The following is a 23,297-nucleotide window of genomic DNA, read 5'->3' as shown; positions in this document are numbered from 1 at the left end:
TGTCCGCCCGTTCCCGGCTTTCGTACGCCTGCGTTTCCAGCCCGCCTTCGAGGACGGTCATCGCGGCTGCGGCACCCTCGCGCCAGTACGTCTCCCGTGCTTCGGTCAGCAGCGCCTCGACCTCCACCGCCGGTTCCTCCGCGACTTCTTCCCGGGCGGCTTCTTCCCTGGCCGCTTCTTCCCTGGCCGCTTCTTCCCTGGCCGCTTCTTCCCGAGCAGCTTCTTCCCGAGCAGCTTCTTCCCGAGCAGCTTCTTCCCGAGCAGCTTCTTCCCGGGCCGCTTCCTCCCGAGCAGCTTCCTGGTCCCCGGCAGAGGGCTCTTCCTCGAGCACGACGCCGGACTCCGCGGGCGGGTCCCCCGGCTCGGCCGGCGCCAGCCAGTCACGGGCGGACCAGGCGATCAGCCAGAGGACGATCACGATCAGCACCCAGTAGCGATTGATAAAACCGCGTCGCGGCTTGTCTTCACCTGATCCCATTTGTCACCTCGTTTCCTGGAGGGGATAGCCCCTTTTTATCCGAAAATCGCGCGGGCCAGTCGATCCAGCTCTTCCGCCGCCTTGCCGGATGGCTCCAGCTCGTTCACCGCCAGACCCTCGCTGAATGACCGCCGAAAGGCCGTGCGCTGCTTCAGCCGAGGGCGCAGAAAACGGATACCCTCGATCTGCTGCAGGGCCTCCGCAGTCTCCTCGGTCTCGCGCACGAACTGGTGCGTGTCGGCGCGATTGATGAATACCTCGATGCCGGGGCCTGTGTCGCGATCGGTCCGACGCCCCTGGATCTCGCGCACGAAACGGTGAGTGGACCAGACGTCGGCCTGACTCGGCGGCACCGGGATCAGCACCCGGTCCGCAGCGGCGACCGCCTGCATCAGGGTGTCCATGGCGGAGGGCCCGACGTCCACCAGCCAGTGATCGAACTCCCCCTGCCGACCCAGCGCGACGTCGGCATCGTTCGTGGCGGGGAGCGCGGGGCTGTACCCCTCCTCCTGCCGCACTTCCAGGACATCGCCGAGAGTACCCTGCGGATCCAGGTCCACGGCCTGTACGCGGTGCCCTTTCGCGAGCAGCCAGAGCGCGAGATTGAAGGCGACGGTACTCTTGCCCGTCCCGCCCTTGAGGTTGGCCACCACGGTCAGCATTGCGGCTCCCGGATCCATTGAATTCGAAAACGGGCTGCCCGGCGAACCGGGCAGCCGATCATGCACGGGCGGACCCGTGCGAGCAGATCATTGCTCTTGCTGCTGCTGCGGCATGCCCTGCTGCGGCATGCCCTGCTGCGGCATGCCCTGCTGCGGGCCATAGCCGTACCCGGGGCCGTAACCGTAGCCCGGATGGCCATAGTAGCCGGGACCGTAGCCCTGACCACGACCATAGCCGTAGCCGTCACCACGCCCATGACCGTAGCCGTGACCATGACCGCGACCGCGGGCGGAGAAATCGAAATCGCCCATCATGTCGCCCATCATGTCGCCCATGTTGTGGCCGCGGCCGTAACCCGGACCGCCAAAGAACGGCATGCCACCGTAGCCGGGGCCATAGCCATAACCGGGACCGTAGGGAGCCCCGTAGCCCGGGCCGCCATACCCCGGGCCGCCCCACTGCGCGGAAGCCATCATCGGGGCAGCGGCCAGACCGGCCATGGATACCGCAAGAACGGCTGCTTTCAGAAACTTGCTCATAGTGTTACCTCCTCCTCTCGGAGACATGCCCTCCCATTTCTGCCACCGATGCGCGGAGGGCGATCACGCACCGGCCCCTGCCCGAAGGCAGGTGATTCAGGGCCCCGAAAAGGGTCCCCACGAACCCGGGCCGCCGAAGAACGGGAATCCATATCCTGACATGCCCGGTTCACTTGCCCCCGGTCCCCGGTGGCCGCCATACGGATACGGACCGGACCCGTAACCGTAGGGCGACATCCCGGGACCCGGGCGTGCTTCACCTGCGGGAACGCGCGAGCGGTCCTCGCGTCCCCGCCGCGCCGGATCGTAATCCGGCGGAGGGAACGATCCGGCCGACCGGGGTTCGCTCCGGGTGAAGCCTCCCGGCTCTCCCGCATCGGCCGCGGATGGCGGTCCGGCATGCCACGGGTTGTGACGTTCCCGGGCCTCGGCAGCCGCAGCGGCCACCATCAGCCCGACCGTCACCAGGGCCACCAGCAGGACGCTCCGCCCCGCTGTTGCTCCCCGCTGCATGCCGTAACCTTCGAACGCCATTCGCCTCGCTCCCATGCGTCACCCGGTGCTCAGTAGTCCCCCGAGTCGCGACGCTCTTCCATCTGCTCCATGCGCATCTCGCGCTGGCGTTCCATCTCTTCCATGTAGGCCTGGCGACCCTTCTTCATGGCTTCCATTCGGGCCTCGCGCATGGCTTCCATTTCCTCGATGCGTTCCTGCCGCTCGGCCTGCATGCGCTCGATGCGCTCGCGCATCTCTTCCGGCATGTCCTCGGGCAGATCCTCGGGGTCGAACTCCGGCATCTGGCCGTGGCCCGCGGGACCGCGCATGCCGGCACCATGGCCGGGCCCGTACGCGGGGCCGTGCATCATGCCGGGGCCATGGCCCTGCTGCGGACCGTACCCGTAGCCGTAGCCGTAGCCGGGACCATGACCGGGCCCGTAGCCATAGCCGGGACCATAGCCCGGACCATAACCGTGACCGTAGCCATGACCGCGGCCCTGGCCGTAGCCCTGCCCGTGGCTGCGCCCGGACATGCCGAAGCTGAAGTCACCGGAGGCATCGCGACGCTGCATCATCTCGCCGCCCTGATGCCCGCCCATGCCCTGTCCATACGGACCCGGCTGGCCCCAGGGACCGGGAACCGGAGCATGCTGGCCCATCGGCTGACCTTGAGCGCCCGGGTTCCCTTCTTCCGCCTGGGCCGCGCCCAGCACGGACATCGAGACCACTGCGGCGCCGGCCATTGCCAGGCCGAGCATGCGTGCGTTGAATCGCTTCTTCATCATTAACCTCCTTGAGGTTCTTTCAGTGATTGCTCATTTCAGCCGAATACCCCGGCGTCGGCGGCCACCCGACTGGCGTGCACCGGGGCCCGCCTCCGAGGAAGACGTTTCATTGCCATCTTCCCCCGAGTCCGACTTCTGTTCCGCCGTGGCGGAATCGTGATCCGGCGTCGCACTCGGCCCGGCGGAACGGGAAGCGCTGCCGGATTTCCGCGGCGCGTCCGTATCTCGCTCCTTCGGTTCATGCCCGTCGTCCGGCGCGGATTCGGCGTTCGCACCCGCATCCGCTTCACGGCCGGAGGGGCCGTCCGAGGCCCCCGACGCGGGGGGACCCGGCGCAGGACCGGACGACGGGGCTGGAGAAGGCCCGGAGTCCGAGCCGGAACCGCCGGATCCCGGGCCACCGCCCGGCCCCGGGCGCGTCCCGAAACGGCCGCGCAGAAGCTTCAGCAAGGCGAGGAAAAGATCGCGCATGCCCTCGACGAAGGCGGCGGCCAGGCAGCGCAGATACAACCCGAGATACTGGACTGCGCGTGTGACCGGTCCGCCCTCGGCCGGGCCGAAGGGATTGTCGTCACGGCCGGTCCCGGCACTGCCATTCGTCGGGGTAGCACAGCCGGAGCCGCTGGTGCCGTCGCCGTCTTCCAGCGAGGCGGGACAGAACGCGCGCCGCCCGGAGATACAGCCCAGCGGGATGACGACCAGGGTCAGCAGCGTGGCCACGATGGTCCCGAACATCAGCGAGATCGCCATGCCCTGGAAAATGGGGTCGAACAGGATGACGCTGGAACCGGCGAGCAGCGCGAACGCGGTGATGATGATGGGCCGCGTGCGCGCCTGACAGGCGAGGATCATCGCCTCGCGGACGTCATGTCCCTGATCCACCGCCTGGCGACCGAAATCGACCAGCAATATGGAATTGCGCACGATGATCCCTGCGAGAGCGATGAACCCGATCATCGAGGTCGCCGTGAATTCGGCGTTGAACAGCCAGTGGCCCGGGATGATCCCGATCAGGGTCAGCGGGATCGGGGCCATGATGATGCCCGGCAGCACGAAGTTCCCGAACTCCCAGACCACAAGCATGTAGATGAGAATCAGGGCGATGGCGAACGCGATGCCCATGTCGCGGAAGGTCTCGTAGGTAACCGTCCATTCGCCGGCCCATTCGAACGCCGTGGAACCGTCGTTCGGCGGCGGTCCCAGCCAGTGCGGCTGCACCCGACTGCCGTCGGGAAGCTCGTAATCGGCGAGTTGTTCCTGCACCTCGAGCATCCCGTAGACCGGCGCCGCCAGACGCCCCACCACTTCGCCGGTGACATACTCCACCGGCCTCAGGTTCTTGTGATAGATGGGTTCGTCCTGCGGGCGCTCGACGAACCGACCCAGCTCGCCCAGGCTGACTGTCCCGCCATGCTGCGAGGCCACCGGCAGCTGTTCCAGACGCCCGATATCGGAGCGCGTGGGGCGTGGCAGGCGCAGCTCGATCAGGTGCGGCTCCACCAGCGAACGCGCCTTGATGTCGCCCAGGACCCGGCCACCGATCGCGGTCTCCAGCGTCTGGTTCACGGTCTCCACGGTGACACCGCGGCGCAGGGCCTTGTCGCGGTCCACGTCGAAATGCCAGACGTCGTGCGGGGCCTGCAGGAAGCTGTCGACGTCCGCCACGTGTTCGGCCCCGCGGAACATTCCTTCCAGGTCGCGCGCGACCTGACGCCGGGTATCGGCATCCGGGCCATACACCTCGGCGACCACCGACTGCAGGACCGGGGGCCCCGGCGGCATCTCCACCACTTCGATGCGGGCGCCGGCTTCGCGGGCCAGCGGTGTCAGACGCTCACGGGCCTCGGTGGCGATCTCGTGGCTGGAGCGCGCACGATCGCCCTTGTCCACCAGCTGAACCTGTATATCGCCCAGCCAGGGGTCCTGGCGCAGGTAGTAATGACGCACCAGACCATTGAAATTGAACGGCGCCGCAGTGCCGACATATGCCTGCAGCCCGGTCACTTCCTCGAACTCCCGCAGCTCGGACACCATCGCTTCGCTGAGCGAGGCGGTCTCGGTCAGCGCCGTGCCCTCGGGGAAATTGATCATCACCTGGAATTCGGGCTTGTTGTCCAGCGGCAGCATCTTCACCCGGACATCCGTGGTGTAGAACAGGCTGGCCATCAGGAAGAACACCACCACGATCCCGGCCAGGAAGGCGTAGCCCCGGGCGGGATTGTCCGCCAGCCCCGGGATCACCCGGCGGAAGAACGTACCCAGCCGCTCGGCCTGCCGGTGTTCCTTTTCGGTGGCCTTCTCCAGGTAGGCCATGCTCGGGCGCAGCCGCTGGGTCAGCCAGGGGGTGAACACGAAGGCCGCGACCAGCGAGAACAGCATGGCGACCGACCCCAGAACCGGGATCGGCTGCATGTAGGGACCCATCATCCCGGAGACGAAGCCCATGGGCAGCAGTGCAGCGATCACGGTAAAGGTCGCGAGGATCGTCGGGTTGCCCACCTCGCGTACCGCATCCACGTTGGTTTCGGCATCCAGGCCGCGCTTCATCAGCCAGCGGCGGTAGATGTTCTCCACCACGACGATGGCATCGTCCACGAGGATCCCGATCGCGAAGATCAGCGCGAACAGACTCACCCGATCGATGGTGTAGTCGAGCAGCCACGCGCTGAACACGGTGAACAGGATCACAACCGGAATCACGATCAGCACCACCAGTGCCGCGCGCAGCCCCAGGAACAGCGCCACCAGCAGGGTCACCGCGAAGGTCGCGACAAACAGCTTGAAGATCAGCTCGTTGACCTTTTCGTTGGCCGTCTTGCCGTAGTCGCGCGAGATCTCGACGCCCACGTTGTCGGGGATGGCGGAGCCTTTCAGACGCTCCAGGCGTTCGAGCACGCCATTGGCAACGGTGACCCCGTTACTGCCGGGCTTCTTGGCGATCGCGAGGGTCACGGCGGACGCACCCTCCGGTGCGGCATCGGGGGCCTCGGCGGCCGGGCCGGAATAGTGACGCACGAAGCGATCCACCTCCCCCGGGCCATAGCTCACGTCGGCCACGTCGCGCAGATACACCGGGCGACCGTCTTCCACCGAGATCAGCAGGCGTTCGACATCCTCGGCACTGGTCAGGAACGAACCGGTGTGCACCGACATGTGCCGTCCACCCGCCTCGATCGCGCCCGCGCCGCGTTCGGAATTGGCCTGACGCACCGCACCCGCGATCTGATCCAGGGTGACCCCGTAACCTTCCAGCCGTTCCGGCCGCACCTCGATGCGCAGTTTTTCCTCGCGGCCACTGACCACGAAGCTCTGCGCGGTGTCCGGTACCTCGTTGAGTTGCTGCTGCGCGTCCAGCGCGATCTGGCGCAGCATCGCGTCATCGACCTCGTGCGACCAGAAGGTCAGCGTCACCACCGGCACGTCATCCGCACCCTTGGGCTTGACCATCGGTTCGCTGACCCCCGGAGGCATCAGATCGCGGTTCGACATCAGCCGGTCGTGCACCTTGACCACCGAGGATTCCATTTCCTCGCCGACGTCGAACTGGACGGTAACCATCGCCTCGCCTCGCTGCGAGACCGAGTAGACGTTATCGACACCCGAGAGCTCGCTCATCAGGCGTTCCAGCGGCCGCGCGGCCAGACTGGCCACCTGCTCCGATGGTACGCCCGGATACTCCACCATGATGTCGACCATCGGGACCGAGATCTGCGGGTCTTCCTGGCGTGGCGTGACGACCAGGCCGAGGATGCCGATCGCGATGCTGGCCAGCAGCAGCAGCGGCGACAGCGGCGAATGGACGAAGGCGCGGGCCATGCGCCCGGCGATGCCGGGATCGGTCGCGTGATCGCCGGGCCGTTCCTGGTTGCGAGGTTCCTGGTCGCTCATGTCTGGCGCGAACGTCCTGTCATTGTTCGATTTCGAAGCGCATCAATGGCGGCCGCCGGGGTGCCGCAGCACCCGCGCCCCGGGCTCCAGCCCCGAGGTCACGACCACGCCGCCATCACGCGACGCCCCCAGCCGGACCATGCGGATGCGCACCTCGTCATCGGCATCCAGCACGGCCACGCGCGGCAGGGCCCCGCCCGGGATGATCGCGCTCTCCGGGATCACCACCCGGTCCTCGCGCGTCACTTCGCCCGGCAGATGCACCTCGGCGTACATGCCCGGGCCGCCGCGGACCTCCTGCGGCAGATCGAACTTCACGGTCACGGTATGGCGTTGCGGGTCGGCCAGCGGGAAGATCCGCGAGACCCGGGCGCTGACTTCTTCGGCATGCCCGTCGAGCGTCACCGGAACGATGTCGCCCACGTCCAGCTGACGCACCAGGCGAACCGGCACGGCCGCCTCCACCCGCAGATAATCCAGGTGCCCGAAGGTGACCAGAGGATGCCCGGGCTGAACGGTATCGCCCTGTTCCACGTGCTTGTGCATGATCACCCCGTCAAACGGAGCACGGGAGCGGGTGTCCTCCAGCGCGACGTCGAGCTCCTCGACGCGGGCCCGGGCCTGCTCCCAGCGCGCCCGGGCCTGATCGACGCCGATGTGGCGGGAAAAGAGATCCGTAGTGCGGTCCAGGGTCGGGTCACCGAATCCCATGAACTGCCCCATGTTGCGCGTGAACATCTGGTCGAACATCGACGGCATGCCCATGCCCGGCATCTGCCCGATGTCCTGCGAGCGCGGGGAAATGACCTCGCGGTCGTACTGCATGCGTGCTTCGCGGATCGCCGCCTCGGTGGTGCGCATCTCGGCGAGCGCCGCCTGGCGTTGGGCCTGCAGGCGATCGTCGGAGATCGCGACCAGTTCTTCTTCCGCTTCGAAGCGGTCGCCCTCGACCCCTTCGACCGCGATCACCCGGCCGCCCGACTGCGCCCGCAGGGTCACTTCACTGAACGGGATCACCGTGCCGCTGACGGTATGGCGCTCCGCGGCGAGCGGCTGCGCAACATGGACCCCGGTGTTGTCCGGACTGGTGGTTCCCGGGCTCTGGGCCGGCGTCCAGGCGGTCTGCGCACCGGCCGTGCCAACCACGGTGACCATGCACAGCATAAGGCTGGCCGTTCGCATGAGCGTCATTCGCACCTCCCCCCGACAGCGTGCCTGTTCCGTTGGTCTTGTTTCGTTGTAGAGAAAAGCACGCCCCGATACAAGCAAGAGAAATGCCAATATTAGAATATTATTAAATTTCAGATATTTGTCCTCGTGAAAAAACAGCGCGCACTCAGGGTGTTGCAACACGCGCTACCCGGGAATTCGAATATAAGCATCTGTTACTTCGTAAATTTTTTTGTTGCAACAGCGGTGGCGGCGTTGCAACGCCGCTGCCATACTCCGGGTGAGTTTCCCGGAGAGGAAGGCCATGAAAATGAATCGTGGGGAGGGGCTGCCGGACGCGTTCCGTTCGGCCGATCCGGACTGCCATCACCAGATGGTCTTCGCCCGCCGGGCGGCGGGCAGCGACATTCGCATGCTGCTGCTGGGCGAGTCGGGAACCGGCAAGACCCGTTTGGCCCGGGGCATCCATGAATGGAGCCCGCGGGCCGCCGGACCCTTCGTCGAAGTCAACTGCGCGGCCATCCCCGACGAGCTGCTGGAATCGGAGCTGTTCGGCCATGTGCGCGGGGCCTTTTCCGGCGCGGTGAGCGATCGCGAGGGTCGTTTCGAATCCGCCCACGGCGGCACCCTGTTCCTCGACGAAATCGGTGAACTGCCGCTGCGTCTGCAGGCCAAGCTGTTGCGCGCGGTGCAGGATGGCCAGTTCGAACGCGTGGGCGAGAACACCACGCGGCAGGTGGACGTACGCATCCTTTCCGCCTCCAATCAGGACCTCCAGGCCCGCGTGGATGCGGGACAGTTCCGCGCCGACCTGTTCTACCGCCTGGCTGTCGCCACGGTGGAGCTGCCGCCCCTGCGGACCCGGCCGCGTGACCTGGCCGCCACCCTCGACCGCTTCGTCGAGGAACACGCGCTGCAGCTGGCGCCGGTGTTAAGGCGCAAACTGGAAGCCCACCCCTGGCCCGGCAATTTCCGCGAGCTGGAGAACGTGTTCGCCTGCCTCCAGCTGCACGCGGTCAACGGTCGCGTGGAGGATTTCCCCCTGCCCGAAGGCCGGCCTCCCGGGACCGTTTCACCACCGGCGGAGGCTGCCGCCCCGGCTACGGCTTTTCCGGAAGGGGCTCCCACGGACACGGCCCCGCAGGTATCCCCGAGGGAGTCCGAAGAGGCGCGGCGCCTGCGCCAGGCCCTTGCCGCCCATAATGGCAACCGCTCGCGGGCCGCCCGCAGTCTCGGAATCGACCGCACGACCCTGTGGCGCAAGCTGCATCGCTATAACCTGGCCTGAGAAAGGCATTCCCCATGCCTGCGGCCCTCGCGCCGCCGATGTTAGGATTGGCCATATCAGGAGACACTGATACCGGTCTCCCGCGGACGGGAACTTCAACCGGTGCACCGTCTCCAAGGCCCGGGCGTCAGGCCCGCGCCCCATCCAGCCCAGGACCCGAGCGAGAACTGCATGTCCCGTGTCATGCCGCGAGTCGGCCGTGCCCTCATCCCCGTACTGATCCTCGCGCTCAGCGTGGCGGGATTCATGATCCTGCGCGCTACCGGTCCCGAGGCGCCCGCACCCGCGGGTGAGGAACGTTCCTGGCCAGTACGGGGGTTCGTCGCCGAACCGGGCACCCATCGGCCTTCCGTCATGCTCTACGGACGCAGCGCATCGGCCAGCGATGCGACCCTGCGGGCCGCCGTTCAGGGGGACGTGGGAACGGTTTCCGCCCGCATCGGACAGCATGTGGAGCAAGGCGACCTCCTGGTCCGGATCGACCCGGCCGACGCCCGCCTCGCCCTGCGCCAGGCCGAAGCGGAGGTGCGTGAACTTGAGGGGGCCCTCGAGAGCGAGGAACTCCGGGCGCGTTACGACCGCGAGGCCCTGATCCGCGAACGTGAAATGCGGGACATTGCCCGACGCGGCCTCGACCGGGCCCGCAACCTGCGTGAGCGGGACATGGGCTCCGACAGAGATGTCGACGATGCCCGCGAACGTCTCGAACAGGCCGAACTTACAGTACAGAACCGGGAAGAAGCGATCGCGGATGCCCCCATGCGCATCGCCGGCGCCGAGGCGCGGCTGGATCGCGCCCGGGCCGCGGTCGAACAGGCCGAACTGGACCTGGAACGCACCGAGATCCGCGCCCCGTTCGATGCCCGCGTGACCGCCGTCCGGACCTCCCCGGGCGAACGCGCCCGGGTGGGCGACGAACTGGTGCGCCTGTTCGACGTGGACGACGTGGAGATCCGGGCCGGACTTCCCGTGTCGCTGGAGCCGCGGCTGGAGGCGCTGCTGGCGGAGGGGAGAACGCTGGAAGCCTCGGCCCGCAACGGCGGCCGCGAGATCACCAGCGAACTGGTCCGCATCGAAGGCGAAACCCGGCCTGGCGCCAGCGCTTCGCACGGCGTGTTTGCAATCCGCGACGGCGGGCGCTCGCTGGGTCTGAACCGCTTCCTTGAACTGGACCTGCGCCTGCCCGAGGAAGACGACAGCCTGGCCGTTCCGTTCGAGGCCCTGTACGGGCGCGACACCATGTTCCGCGTAATCGACGGCCGCCTGCAGTCCCTGAACGTCGAACGTCTGGGCGAATACCGCAGCGAGGCCGGGGACACCCTGGCCCTGGTCCGCAACCCCGACCTGTCGGCCGGCGACGTCCTGATCGCCACCCGCCTGCCCAATGCGGTGGATGGCCTGCGCGTGGAGGTCGAGGACGACGAGGACCTCCCCACCGCGGCCGAAGCCGTGCGCGAAGGCGACCCGGACCTCCAGCCGCAGGACGCCGGCGATGAGTGAACCCAGCGCACCCATGCCGGGTGGCGCCCCGGCCGGGGGCGATACGGAGGGCGCGGCCGGTCGCGGTCCGATCCGGCTGTTCCTGGAACACCGCCTGGCCGCCAACCTGCTGATCGCGCTGATGCTGCTGGCGGGCGCCTATGCCCTGAACCAGCTGAACTCGCAGTTCTTCCCCGATTTTGATCTCGACATCATCACGGTCCAGGTCGTGTGGTCGGGCGCTGCCGCCGAAGACGTGGAACAGTCGATTACCGACCCGCTGGAGCAGGACCTGCGCACGGTCGACGACCTGCGCGAAATGACCTCCACCTCCGCGCTGGGGGTGGCGACCATCACCCTGGAGTTCGAACCCGGCGCAGACATGTCGCACGCGCTGGAACAGGTCAACGACCGGGTCGATCAGCAGCGCAACCTGCCGGCGGATGCCGAGACCCCGATCGTCAATCAGGTGATCAACTACGAGCCGGTCTCGCGCCTGCTGATCACCGGCCCCGACGACCCGGAACAGCTGCGGACCCTGGCCCGGCAATACGAACGCGAGCTGCTGGACGCCGGCATCGCGCGGGTCGAATTCACCGGCCTCACGGAAGACGAGATGGCCATCCAGGTGCCGGCCCTCAATCTCTACCGCCTGGACATGACCCTGGCCGACATCGGCGCCGCGATCGCCGGCATGAGCCGCGACATGCCCGCCGGCTCGGTCGGCCGCGACGACACCGCCCGACAGCTGCGCAGCCTGGAGCAGGCACGCGACATCGTGTCCTTCGAACGCCTGGTGCTGCAGGGCGACCCCGAACGCGGTCGGGTGCTGCTGGGCGACATCGCCGACATCGACCTGCGCCCCCGGGACGGCGAGGTGCGTGTCCGCTCGCAGGGTACGCGGGCCATCGAGATGCAGCTGATGCGCAGCGAGACCGGCGACGCCCTGGAATCCGCGCGCATCCTCGAACAGTGGCTGGAGCGCACCCGGCCCGCCCTGCCCCCGGGTGTCGAGCTGCAGGAAACCGATGCGTTCTGGGAGCTGCTGTCCGAGCGCATCACCCTGCTGCTGAAAAACGGTGCCGGGGGACTCCTGCTGGTGCTCGGGATCCTGTTCCTGTTCCTGAACCGGCACATCGCCCTGCGCGTCGCCCTCGGCATCCCGATCGCCTTCACCGCCGCATTCGTGGTGCTGTGGCTGGTGGGTGGCTCGATCAACATGATGTCGCTGTTCGGCTTCATCATGTCGCTGGGGATCATCGTCGACAACGCCATCGTCGTCTCCGAGCACGCCTACAGCCTGCATCAGAGGGGCCTGTCGGCCAGTCGGGCGGCACGTCAGGGTGCTCAGCGCATGGTCGGTCCGGTCGTCGCCGCGTCACTGACCACCGTCGCGGCCTTCATGCCACTGATGCTGATCGGCGGGATCATCGGCAACATCCTGTTCGACATCCCCCTGGTGGTGATCTGCGTGATCGTGGCCACCCTGCTGATCGCGTTCCTGATCCTTCCGGCGCATCTCAAGGGCGTGATGGATCGCCTCGAGGAACCGCCGGCCGGCAGCCTGCGGGCGCGCTTCGACCGGGGGTTCGAGAACCTGCGTAACGGCCCGTTCCGCCGTGCCGTCACGCACGCCGTGGACCACTCCGGGGTCACCCTCGCCCTGGCGGTGGGGGCGGTGATCCTGGCCATCGGCCTGGCGGCATCCGGACGCATCGGCTTCACCTTCTTCCCCTCGCCCGAGGGCACGGTCGTCAACGCGGGCGTGAACTTCGTGGCCGGCACCCCGCCGGAACGGGTCGAAGAGTTCCTCATCCACGTCGAACAGGCGCTGGAGGAAACCGACGAGGAACTCGGCGGCGGCCTGGTGCGTGCCTCGGTGACCCGTCTTGGACGCGGCATCGACCCCGGCGACGGCAACGCCCCGCAGGGCGACCAGTTCGGCAACATCCAGGTCGAGCTGATCTCGCCGGAGGCGCGCGACGTGCGCAACCGGGCGTTCATCCAGGCATGGCGGGACAACGTCCGCGAGGCCCCCGGCATCGAGACCTTTTCTATCGACGAGCGTCAGGCCGGCCCGCCCGGGCGCGATCTCGAAGTGCGTCTGACCGGTGATGACCCGCATATCCTCAAGGACGCGGCACTGGACGTGGCCGATCTGTTCGACGAGTTCCCGGGCACCTTCGCCACCCAGGACGACACCCCGTTCGGCCGCGAGCAGCTGACCTTCCGCATCCTGCCGGAAGGCCGCGCCCTCGGACTGACCACGGAGCAGCTCGGCGCGCAGCTGCGCGACGCCTACGACGGCCATCTGGCGCAGATCTATCAGGACGGACTGGAGGAGGTCGAGGTCCGCGTGCGTCTGCCCGACGACGAACGCCATGCGACGGAAAGCCTGGACCGCCTGCAGATCCGCCTGCCGGACGGCGAGCTGACCCCGCTGGAGAACGTGGCGGAACTCGCATCCCGTCCCGGCTTCGAGACCCTGCGGCATGCCGATACCCGCCTCGCGATCGAGGTATCCACCGAAGTCGACCGCTCGGTAAACAATGCCGCGCGCATCCGCGCCGCGCTGGAAGACGGTCCGCTGGACGCGGTCGCCGAGCGCCACGGGGTGGACTGGTCCTTCGAGGGGCGCGCGGCGGATCAGGAGGAGACGTTTGCCGACATGCGCACGGGCCTGGTGCTGGCGCTGGGCCTGATGTACATCATCCTCGCCTGGGTCTTCGCCTCCTGGGGCTGGCCGCTGATCGTGATGGCGATCATCCCGTTCGGGATCCTCGGTGCCCTGCTGGGCCACTGGATCCTCGGGGTGGAGCTGACCGTGCTGTCGATGTTCGGCCTGTTCGGCCTGACCGGGATCGTGGTCAACAACTCCATCATCCTGGTCAGCTTCTACCAGGGATTGCGGGAGAGCGGTCTGGCCCTTCGCGAGGCGATCATCGAGGCCTCCTGCCAGCGCCTGCGCGCGGTCATCCTGACCTCGGTCACCACCATCGCGGGCCTCACCCCGCTGCTGTTCGAGCGCTCGGTGCAGGCGCAGTTCCTGATCCCGATGGCGATCTCGATCGTGTTCGGGCTGGCAGTGGCCACGGTGCTGGTACTGTTCGTGATCCCGGCGCTGCTGCGCCTGTACGAGGGGGCATTCGATCGCGGCGCCACGTCCACCCACCACGCGAGCTGACCTCAGCCCCGCGAAAGGAGGGCACGGGGCGTCGAGGCGGCGGGGCGCCGTCAGGGTCAGGCGTCGCCGCCGCGCCGACGCAGGCGGATGGGGGCGTAGGGTTCGCTCTGCCCCCACTCCACCAGCCCCGCCTTGGCCAGCTCGAGGATGGCGAGGAACGACACCACCACGCCCTGGCGGCCCTCGGCCCGTTCCAGCAGGCCGACGAAGTCGGTGAAGGTCTCGCTGTCCAGCTCGTGCAGCAGCCGGGTCATGCGCTCGCGCACCGACAGCTGTTCGGTGGCCACGTGGTGGTGGGCGCTCAGGCTGGCACGCCGCATCACCCCGGCCAGCGCATCCATCAGGGCATCCAGCGACGGCGCCGGGGGCGGCGGGCCTTCCAGTGCGTCGGTCGCGGCGCCGGCGGCGAAGAAATCCCGCTCCATGCGCGGCAGCGCGTCCAGGCGTTCGGCCGCGGTCTTGAACTGCTCGTATTCCTGCAGCTGCCGAATCAGGGCCATGCGCGGGTCGCCGGCGTCTTCCTCGCCCGACTCCGCCGGGCGTGGCAGCAGCATGCGCGACTTGATCTCGGCCAGCAGTGCCGCCATCACCAGGTATTCGCCCGCCAGCTCCAGGCGCAGGGCACGCATCACCTCGATGTAGGCCATGTACTGGCGCGTGATCTCGGCGATGGGGATCGCCAGGATGTCGAGGTTCTGCCGGCGGATCAGGTACAGCAGCAGGTCCAGTGGCCCCTCGAAGGAATCGAGGAACACTTCCAGTGCATCCGGCGGGATGTACAGGTCCTCGGGCAGCTCCGCGACCGGTTCGCCGTGAACACGCCAGACGTGCTCGCCCTCCCCGGCGGCGGCCGGATCAACGGGGTCGACGGTGGCGTCTTCGGCATGTTCGCTCACCGGTTCTACCGCAGGTAGTCCAGCCCCATCGCGCGGCGGACCTCCTCCAGGGTCTCGCGCGCCTCTTCGCGGGCGGCCTCCGAGCCCTCGACCATGATCGAGCGCACCAGCCCGGGATCACTGGCGTATTCGCGGGCGCGCTGCTGAATCGGTTCCAGTTCCTCCTGGATGGCCGCGATCAGGGGCTTCTTGCAGTCCAGACAGCCGATCCCGGCGGTGGTGCAGCCCTCGTAGAGCTCGCCCCGCTTTTCCTCGCCGGTGTAGACCTGATGCAGCTCCCACACCGGGCATTTTTCCGGCGTCCCCGGATCGGTGCGGCGCACCCGCGCCGGATCGGTGGGCATGGTCCGGATCTGGCTCTCCACCTCCTGCGGCTCGGACCGCAGGCTAATGGTGTTGCCATAGCTCTTGGACATCTTGCGCCCGTCCAGCCCGGGCATCTTCGCGGTGGGCGTCAGCTTCGGATGCGGCTCGGGCAGGATGATCTTGCCCCCGCCCTCGAGGTAGCCGAACAGCCGCTCGCGGTCTTTCAGCGAGATGTTCTGCTGGGATTCCAGCATCGCCCGGGCGACCTCCAGGGCCTCGTCCTCGCCCTGCTCCTGGAAGCGCTTGCGCAGATCGCGGTAGCGCTTTGCCGCCTTCTTGCCCATCTTGTCCACGGCCTGCTCGGCCTTTTCGGCAAACCCGGGTTCGCGCCCGTACAGATGGTTGAAGCGCCGCGCCAGCTCGCGCGTGACCTCCAGGTGCGAGACCTGGTCCTCGCCCACCGGCACCATGCCGGCGCGATAGGCCAGCACGTCGGCGCTCTGCAGCACCGGATAGCCGAGGAAACCGTAGGTCGCCAGGTCCTTCTCGCGCAGCTGTTCCTGCTGGTCCTTCCACGTCGGCACCCGCTCCAGCCAGCCCAGCGGGGTGATCATGGACAGCAGCAGATGCAGCTCGGCATGTTCCGGCACGCGCGACTGCACGAACAGGGTGGCCGATCCCGGACTCACCCCCGCGGCCAGCCAGTCGATCACCATCTCGGTCACGTATTGCTGCAGGTCGCCCGGGTCCTCGTAGTGCGTGGTCAGCGCATGCCAGTCGGCAACGAAGAAAAAGCACTCGTAGTTGTGCTGCAGCTCGATCCAGTTCTTCAGGACCCCGTGATAATGCCCGAGGTGCAGGCGCCCGGTGGGCCGCATCCCCGAGATGACACGCTGGTTCGTCCCCTGATTGGTGGTCACGGTCGCGATCCTTCCTGATGGTTGACTGATGAGACTGAGGTGGTCGGTGTCAGAACATGCCGCCGGCGGCGGCGAACAGCAGGCCCAGGGCGCTGGCCGTACGATCCCGGTCGTTGACGTGGATGCGGCCGCCCCGCATCGCCAGAGTCCCGCTCAGGATCTCGCCGTCCCGTTCCAGCCAGGCATCCGCCTCGGCCGCAGCCAGCACCCGGCCGAACGGCTCCGGGTCGGCCAGCCCGACCAGCGACTCGGGCCATTGCAGCCCGACCGCGGCCTGCATGTCCAGCGCGATCGCTTCCACCGGGCGCATGCGGAAGCCGTCGGGCGTCCCGGAAAAGACCAGGTTGCCCTCCAGCTCCAGCCGACGCTCCGGCTCGTCGTTCATGATCGCCCTGAGCGTCACCGCCGGGCTGCGCTCCAGCGACTGGCTCACGGCATCGATCATCGCGGCATGGGTGAGATCGCGGCGTTGCTCGGCCTCCTGGCGCCGGTGCGCCGGGTCACGCAGGGTTCCGGCGAGCTGCTCCACGGCTGCGCGGTCCCAGCGCTCCAGCCCCAGCTGCAGATCCATCGGCCCGCTGTGGCGCACGACACGCTGGGTGCCCCGCGTCACGGTCATCCGGTCGATTTCCAGGCGCGCACGGGAGTCCAGCCGGTCTCCATGGGTGCTCTGGAACGCGTTGATCCGGGCACGTTCCAGAAGCAGACTGCCCTCGCATCCCGGCCCCGTCCATTCCATCCGGTCGGCCGCCACGCCGCCTTCATAATCCGGAAGCACGCCATAGGCCCCGTCGGCGTCCGGTTCCAGCGCAAGGACCTGCCGCAGACCTTCGAACACCAGGGTCCCGTCCGCGTGGTCGAGTCGCAGACGCGGGATGGACAGACTCGCCATCGCCTGCTCCTCCGACCACGCGAACTGGCCCAACGCCTCCTCGAATTCCAGCCACAGGGGGCTCTCCGACTCCCGGTCTTCCGCCACGGCGGACCACTGCGCAATATCCAGCCGCGTTCCCTGCACCTGCACGCGCGTCGTCACGCCGCCTCCGAGGCCACTCCGACTTTCCGCTTCCGGTTCCAGCCGCTGCAGCACGGCAGCCAGCGCGGCATGGTCAGCCAGGGCATCGTCGAGGGCCGCGTGATCCAGCCGGGTCTCGACCCTCGCTCCGAGAACCCCGTGCCGAACTTCATGCCGCAAGGGGATCTCGTAGGTCGTCGTACCATCCCTGACGTGCAACGTTCCCTCGGACCGCGCCTCACGATAGCTCCGCTCGTAGATTCCGGGTTCGTGGCGCAGTTCCAGGCCGCCCGCCCGCAGGTCCATCTCGGCGCTGAGGGTGTCTTCCACTTGCCCCCCGACGTACCAGGGCCAGAGTGCGGCCACGGCCAGCAGCACCAGGACCAGGATGATCCATTTACGCATGACTATTCATCCAGGAAGGCCGCGTCGCCAAGCCCGTGACGTACCACTTCGACTCCTTCGCCGGTCAGGTCCAGCACCGTCGTCGCCTCCAGTGTCCCCGCCCCGCCGTCGATGATGGCATCCACGGCGTGCCCCAGCCGTTCCTCGATCTCCCAGACCTCGGTCAGCGGGGTGTCGTCCCCCGGCAGCTGCAGGGTGGCGGACATCAACGGGGTACCGAGTTCCGCCAGCAGCGCGGACACGATGGGGCTGTCCGGCACCCGCAGTCCGATCGTCCGGCGCCTGGGATGCTGCAGCCGCCGCGGGACTTCGCGGGTGGCGGGGAGAATGAAGGTGTAGGGCCCCGGAGTCCGGTTCTTCATCAGCCGAAAGGCACTGTTGTCCACCTTGGCGTACACCCCCAGTTCCGACAGGTCACGGCACAGCAGGGTGAGATGATGGGTCTCGTCCACCTCGCGGATGCGGCGGATGCGATCGGCGCCGGTCTTGTCACCGGGCAGGCACGCGAGCGCATAACAGGCATCGGTGGGCACGGCGATCACCGCACCTTCCTGCAGCCGGTCGCAGACCTGGCGGATCAGCCGTGGCTGGGGATTCTCGGGGTGGATCGCGAACGTACTCATGGGGAACCGCAGATCGGACAAAGCGCGCAGTGTAGCGCAACTGTGACCCGACCATCACGCCGCACCCGCCCGTGACGTTACAATGTCCGCCTGTCCCCCGACACGGAATGCCGATGCTCTATATGATCCAGGGCCACGATGCCCCCGATTCGCTGGACGCCCGCCTGGCGGCGCGTCCGGAACACCTGGAACGCCTGCAGGCCCTGCGCGATACCGGACGCCTGGTGCTGGCCGGGCCGTGCCCCGCGATCGACAGCCCCGATCCGGGGCCGGCCGGCTTCAGCGCCAGCCTGATCGTCGCCGAATTCCCGTCTCTGGAAGCGGCCCGCGAATGGGCCGATGCCGATCCTTATGTCCGGGCCGGGGTGTATGCCTCGGTGGATGTCCGCCCCTTCAAGCAGGTGTTCTGAATGGCCGCATCAACGTCTCCACAGTCCGCACCCCGCGGCCTGCTCGCGGCCGCCATCCTGGTCGCCGTTACCTCACTCGCCGCCTGCGGCGACGGCCCCCGGGATGAAGAACGCAATGGCCACGAAACCGGTGCCGACACCACCACCGAAGACGCCGAAATCCTCACACGCATCGATGGCGAACCGATCACCCGGGCCGATGTCTTCACCTATTCCGGGCTGGATGACGCCCCCGGGATGGCCGGCGATGATGGCGTGCTCGACGAGCTGATCAGCCTGCGGCTGCTGCGCCAGGAAGCCGAGCGGCGTGGCCTGCACGAGGAAGAAGAAACGCGCCGGATCCTCGAGATGGTCCGCACCAACTTCCTCGCCTCCGAGATGATGGAACGGATGACGGCCGAGCTGGAACTCACCGAGGACGACCTGCGCGCCGAATACGAACGCCAGGTGGAGCAGATGGCCGCCGAGGAGTACCGCGCCCGCCACATCCTGGTCGAGAGCGAGGAAACCGCCCGGGACCTGCTGGCCGAACTCGAGGACGGGGTGTCGTTTGCCGAGCTGGCGGAAGCGCATTCAACCGACCCCGGCTCCGCCCAACGCGGAGGTGACCTGGGCTGGTTCGAAGCCGGCCGCATGGTGCCGGCCTTCAGCGATGCCGTGCAGCGCCTGGAACCCGGCGAGACGACGACGGATCCGGTGGAAAGCCGCTTCGGCTGGCACCTGATCCGGCTGGAAGAGACGCGTCCGGTCGACCCGCCGCCCATGGAAGACGTGCGGGCCGAACTGATCGAGATCCTGGAAAGCCGCGCGATTCAGGAAGAGATCGAACGCCTGCGCGAAGCCGCCAGGATCGAGACCCCCGAACGCCCGGCGAACTGACCCTGCCCGCGGGGCCGGAACCGGTCCCGCGGCTTCAGGTGAACGGTTTCAGGCGAGGTTGTCGCGGATCGCCTGCGACACGGCGTCCAGCTCCGCGGGCACCCGCGTCGGCTGGACCACGCTCTGACTGATCGCGGTGTCCGGGTCCTTGAGGCCGTTGCCGGTGAGCGTGCAGACCACGGTGGACCCCGCCGGGATTCGCCCCGAGCGAATGTCGCGCAGGGCGCCGGCCAGCGAGGCAGCGGAGGCCGGTTCGCAGAACACCCCCTCCTTCTCCGCCAGCAGTTTCTGCGCGGCCAGGATCTCGTCGTCCGCGCATTCGTCGAACCAGCCACCGGATTCCTCACGCACCTTCCACGCCATGTCCCAGGACTGCGGGTGACCGATGCGGATCGCGGTCGCGACGGTGTCGGGATCGTCCACCATGGCCCCGCGCATGAACGGCGCCGAACCCGAGGCCTGATAGCCCACCATGTGCGGCCGGTTCCCGACCATGCCGCCGCCGGCATACTTGCAGTGCCCCTGGCAGTAGGCGCAGGCGTCGGTCACGTCCTCGCTGCTGCGGGCGGCCATTTCGCTGTAGCCGATCCAGTGCGCGGTGATGTTGCCGGCATTGCCCACCGGCAGGCAGTGATAATCCGGTGCCCGGCCCAGCTCCTCGATGATCTCGAACGCCGCGGTCTTCTGGCCCTGCAGACGGTACGGATTGACCGAATTGACCAGGGTCACCGGCGTGTTCGAGGCGACTTCCTTGACCAGGCGCATGCCATCGTCGAAATTCCCGGCGATCTGGATCACCGTGGCCCCGTGCATCATCGCCTGGGCCAGCTTGCCCATCGCGATCTTGCCGTCCGGGATCACCACGAACGCGGTGATCCCCGCGCGGGCGGCATACGCCGCGGCGGCGGCCGAGGTGTTGCCGGTAGAGGCGCACACGATCGCCCGCGAACCCTCTTCCACGGCGCGGGTGACGGCCATGGTCATGCCCCGGTCCTTGAACGAACCGGTGGGGTTCAGGCCCTCGTACTTGACGTAGATCTCCACCTCGCTATCCAGCTCGCGCGGGATGTTGTTCAGCCGGATCAGCGGCGTGGCGCCCTCGCCGAGGGAGATCACGCGGGTGTCGTCGTGGACCGGAAGGCGATCGCGGTAACGGTCGATCAGGCCGGTGTAGCGGTGTCCGTGGGCCATGCGGATTCTCGTGTCGTGGATCGGATCAGTCGGTTGTTCAGAGCGCTTCCATGCGGATGCGCGTGATCGGCGTCAGCAGGTGCGGCAGTGCCTCCACCGCGGTGATGGCCTCGTTCATCGCACCTTCCCGCACCGCGTGCGTCAGCATGATGATGGTGGCCTCGCCGCGCTGCGGATCGGGTTCGCGCTGCAGAATGGCCTCGATGCTGATGCCGTGCTCGCCGAGGATGCGGGTGATATCGGCCAGCACGCCCGGCCGGTCCTGGGTGCGCAGGCGCAGGTAGAACGAGGTGTGTACGTCTTCCATCGCCAGCACCGGGTGATCCGACAGCGCATCCGGCTGGAACGCCAGATGCGGCACGCGGTTCTCGGGATCGGTGGTCAGGGCGCGCACCACGTCGACCAGATCGGCCACCACCGCCGAGGCCGTGGCCTCGGCCCCGGCGCCAGCGCCGTAGTACAGCGTCGGGCCGACCGCGTCGCCCTGCACCAGCACCGCGTTCATCACACCGTCGACATTGGCGATCAGCCGGCGTTCCGGAATCAGGGTCGGATGCACGCGCAGCTCGTAGCCGTTGTCCATGCGCCGGGCGATGCCAAGGTGCTTGATGCGATAACCCAGCTCGGCGGCGAAGCTCACGTCCTCGCGGGTGATCCCGCTGATGCCCTCGACCGCCACGCGATCGAACTGCAGCGGGATGCCGAAGGCGATGGAGGCCAGGATCGCCAGCTTGTGGGCCGCATCGATGCCCTCCACGTCGAAGGTCGGATCGGCCTCGGCGTAACCCAGCGACTGAGCCTCCGCAAGGACGTCCTCGAAGTCACGACCCTTGTCGCGCATCTCGGTGAGGATGAAATTGCCGGTCCCGTTGATGATCCCGGCCAGCCACTCGATACGGTTGCCCGCCAGCCCCTCGCGGATCGCCTTGATGATCGGGATGCCACCGGCCACCGCCGCCTCGAAGGCCACCATCACGCCGCGCGCATGGGCCCGCTCGAAGATCTCGTTGCCGTACAGCGCGATCATCGCCTTGTTCGCAGTCACCACGTGCTTGCCGGCATCGATCGCCCGCAGGACCAGATCACGCGCGGTTTCGGTACCGCCCATGAGCTCGACAACCACCTCGACTTCGGGATCGTCCACCACCACGCCAGGGTCGGTGGTCAGGCGGATTCCGGAAGTGTCGCAGTCGCGCTCGCGCTCGATGTCACGGGCTGCCGCGGCCACGACCTCGATCCCGCGTCCGGCGCGCCCGGCGATGTCGGTGCCGTTGCGGGCCAGCACGTTCACCGTGCCACAGCCCACGGTACCCAGTCCGAGAATTCCGATCTTTACCGGCGTCATATGATCCTGTTTCCCTGATCGTCCGGATGCACCGCATCCGGGTTTTGGTCTTCGAATGCCTGGTTACGCGGAGGCATCGGCGAGGACGGAATCCGCCCGGAACATCGCCTTGATCCCCCGCAGGGCCTGGCGCGTGCGCTGCTCGTTCTCGATCAGGGAGAAGCGCACGTGGTCATCCCCGTAGGAGCCGAAGCCGATCCCGGGCGAGACCGCCACCTTGGCGTCGCGCAGCAGCTTCTTGGCGAACTCCAGCGACCCCATCTCGCGATAGGGCTCGGGGATCGGCACCCAGACGAACATGGTCGCCTTCGGCTTTTCCACTGCCCAGCCCAGCTTGTTCAGGCCGTCGCAGAGCACGTCGCGGCGCACGCGATAGGTCTCGCGGATCTCCTCGACACAGTCCTGCGGCCCTTCCAGCGCGGAGATCGCCGCCACCTGAATGGGCGTGAAGGTGCCGTAGTCGAGATACGACTTGATCCGCGCCAGGGCGGCCACCAGCGTGGGGTTGCCGCACATGAAACCGACCCGCCAGCCGGGCATGTTGTAGGTCTTGGACAGGGTGTAGAACTCCACCGCGATGTCCTTGGCGCCCGGCACTTCGAGGATCGAGGGGGCCCGATAGCCATCGAACGCGATCTCGGCGTAGGCCAGATCGTGCACGATCCAGATCCCGTGCTCGCGGCAGATCTCCACCACCCGCTCAAAGAACTCCAGGTCCACGCACTGCGTGGTCGGGTTCCCCGGAAAGTTCAGGATCAGCATCTTCGGTTTGGGCCAGGAATCGCGGATCGCCCGCTCCAGCTCGGCAAAGAAATCGACGTCCGGCGTCAGCGGCACGTGGCGCACGTCGGCACCGGCGATCACGCAGCCATAGGGATGGATCGGGTACGCCGGGTTCGGCACCAGCACCGCATCGCCCGGCCCCAGGGTGGCCAGCGCCAGATGCGCCAGGCCTTCCTTGGAGCCGATGGTGACGATCGCCTCGGTTTCCGGATCGAGTTCCACATCGAAACGATCCTGGTACCAGCGGGTGACGGCGCGCCGCAGCCGCGGGATCCCGCGCGACACCGAATAACGGTGGGTGTCGCCGCGCTGTACCGCCTCGGTCAGTTTGTCGACGATGTGTTTCGGAGTCGGCTGGTCCGGGTTGCCCATGCCGAAATCGATGATGTCCTCGCCGCGAGCTCGTGCCTCGGCCTTCAACTCGTTCACGATGTTGAAGACGTAGGGGGGCAGTCGCTCGATGCGGGGAAAGACGTCGGTCACGGGTCGATTCCTGATTGGGCCCGGGGTCACCGGGCGTAGGCTTTGCGGCGCTGGCGACCGGCGCGATCA

18 protein-coding genes are annotated in these 23,297 nt (G+C 67.6%); 5 read left to right on the top strand and 13 right to left on the bottom strand.

The window, feature by feature from the left end:
- The 6 genes from G020_RS0112285 to G020_RS0112260 all read right to left on the bottom strand — a co-directional run.
- Positions 1-478: hypothetical protein (locus tag G020_RS0112285; RefSeq protein WP_024329787.1), on the bottom strand; the 478-nt coding region annotated here is incomplete at its 3' end.
- Positions 479-513: 35 nt separating this feature from the next.
- Positions 514-1,140, bottom strand: a complete 627-nt coding sequence (locus tag G020_RS0112280) for an AAA family ATPase (RefSeq protein ID WP_024329786.1) — start codon at positions 1,138-1,140, stop codon at positions 514-516.
- An 87-nt stretch (positions 1,141-1,227) separates the two neighbouring features.
- Positions 1,228-1,680, bottom strand: coding sequence for a sulfur globule family protein (locus G020_RS0112275; RefSeq protein WP_024329785.1), 453 nt, complete (start codon positions 1,678-1,680; stop codon positions 1,228-1,230).
- A 563-nt stretch (positions 1,681-2,243) separates the two neighbouring features.
- Complete coding sequence (locus G020_RS0112270; RefSeq protein ID WP_024329784.1) at positions 2,244-2,960, bottom strand: hypothetical protein; 717 nt, start codon at positions 2,958-2,960, stop codon at positions 2,244-2,246.
- Between the two features lie 33 nt (positions 2,961-2,993).
- A complete protein-coding gene (locus G020_RS0112265; protein ID WP_024329783.1) occupies positions 2,994-6,851 on the bottom strand; it encodes an efflux RND transporter permease subunit in 3,858 nt (1,285 codons plus the stop codon).
- Between the two features lie 42 nt (positions 6,852-6,893).
- Positions 6,894-8,042 (bottom strand): efflux RND transporter periplasmic adaptor subunit, encoded by a 1,149-nt coding sequence (locus tag G020_RS0112260; protein ID WP_024329782.1) that lies wholly within the window; start codon positions 8,040-8,042, stop codon positions 6,894-6,896.
- Between the two features lie 283 nt (positions 8,043-8,325).
- Between G020_RS0112260 and G020_RS0112255 the strand changes: the two genes are divergently transcribed.
- The 3 genes from G020_RS0112255 to G020_RS0112245 all read left to right on the top strand — a co-directional run bounded on the left by G020_RS0112255 (position 8,326) and on the right by G020_RS0112245 (position 13,972).
- Positions 8,326-9,309, top strand: a complete 984-nt coding sequence (locus G020_RS0112255; protein WP_024329781.1) for a sigma-54-dependent Fis family transcriptional regulator — start codon at positions 8,326-8,328, stop codon at positions 9,307-9,309.
- A 183-nt stretch (positions 9,310-9,492) separates the two neighbouring features.
- Entirely contained in the window at positions 9,493-10,809 is a 1,317-nt protein-coding gene (locus G020_RS0112250; protein ID WP_024329780.1) for an efflux RND transporter periplasmic adaptor subunit, read from the top strand.
- Positions 10,802-13,972 carry an efflux RND transporter permease subunit gene (locus G020_RS0112245; protein WP_369774129.1) on the top strand — a complete coding sequence of 1,057 codons (3,171 nt, stop codon included), beginning with the start codon at positions 10,802-10,804 and terminating at the stop codon, positions 13,970-13,972. The genes G020_RS0112250 and G020_RS0112245 overlap by 8 nt, the downstream gene beginning before the upstream one ends.
- A gap of 56 nt (positions 13,973-14,028) precedes the next feature.
- Here the strand turns inward: G020_RS0112245 and G020_RS0112240 are convergent, their stop codons facing one another.
- From G020_RS0112240 to G020_RS0112225, 4 genes are read right to left on the bottom strand one after another with little or no spacing between them, the layout of a single operon-like run.
- Entirely contained in the window at positions 14,029-14,868 is an 840-nt protein-coding gene (locus G020_RS0112240; RefSeq protein WP_024329778.1) for a ScpA family protein, read from the bottom strand.
- A gap of 5 nt (positions 14,869-14,873) precedes the next feature.
- Entirely contained in the window at positions 14,874-16,094 is a 1,221-nt protein-coding gene (locus tag G020_RS0112235) for a tryptophan--tRNA ligase (protein ID WP_018945873.1), read from the bottom strand.
- A gap of 49 nt (positions 16,095-16,143) precedes the next feature.
- A complete protein-coding gene (locus G020_RS0112230) occupies positions 16,144-17,514 on the bottom strand; it encodes a DUF945 family protein (protein ID WP_024329777.1) in 1,371 nt (456 codons plus the stop codon).
- A 2-nt stretch (positions 17,515-17,516) separates the two neighbouring features.
- Positions 17,517-18,137: an L-threonylcarbamoyladenylate synthase gene (locus G020_RS0112225; RefSeq protein WP_024329776.1), complete on the bottom strand. Its 621-nt coding sequence runs from the start codon at positions 18,135-18,137 to the stop codon at positions 17,517-17,519.
- Positions 18,138-18,250: 113 nt separating this feature from the next.
- Between G020_RS0112225 and G020_RS0112220 the strand changes: the two genes are divergently transcribed.
- Both G020_RS0112220 and G020_RS0112215 read left to right on the top strand, forming a co-directional pair.
- Positions 18,251-18,547, top strand: a complete 297-nt coding sequence (locus G020_RS0112220) for a YciI family protein (RefSeq protein WP_018945870.1) — start codon at positions 18,251-18,253, stop codon at positions 18,545-18,547.
- A complete protein-coding gene (locus G020_RS0112215; RefSeq protein WP_024329775.1) occupies positions 18,548-19,426 on the top strand; it encodes a peptidylprolyl isomerase in 879 nt (292 codons plus the stop codon).
- A gap of 48 nt (positions 19,427-19,474) precedes the next feature.
- Here G020_RS0112215 and thrC read toward each other — a convergent pair whose 3' ends face one another.
- From thrC to alaC, 3 genes are all read right to left on the bottom strand, one after another.
- Positions 19,475-20,617 (bottom strand): threonine synthase, encoded by a 1,143-nt coding sequence (thrC, locus tag G020_RS0112210; RefSeq protein ID WP_018869600.1) that lies wholly within the window; start codon positions 20,615-20,617, stop codon positions 19,475-19,477.
- Positions 20,618-20,654: 37 nt separating this feature from the next.
- Positions 20,655-21,962 carry a homoserine dehydrogenase gene (locus G020_RS0112205; RefSeq protein ID WP_018945867.1) on the bottom strand — a complete coding sequence of 436 codons (1,308 nt, stop codon included), beginning with the start codon at positions 21,960-21,962 and terminating at the stop codon, positions 20,655-20,657.
- A 63-nt stretch (positions 21,963-22,025) separates the two neighbouring features.
- Positions 22,026-23,228: an alanine transaminase gene (gene alaC, locus G020_RS0112200; RefSeq protein WP_018945866.1), complete on the bottom strand. Its 1,203-nt coding sequence runs from the start codon at positions 23,226-23,228 to the stop codon at positions 22,026-22,028.
- Positions 23,229-23,297 lie beyond the last annotated feature (69 nt).

The organism is Thioalkalivibrio sp. ALR17-21 (genome assembly GCF_000420185.1).
Classification (GTDB): Bacteria; Pseudomonadota; Gammaproteobacteria; order Ectothiorhodospirales; family Ectothiorhodospiraceae; genus Thioalkalivibrio; species Thioalkalivibrio halophilus.
The sequence above is the reverse complement of the archived record's forward strand: the minus strand, read 5'-3'. Positions and strand labels throughout refer to the sequence as shown.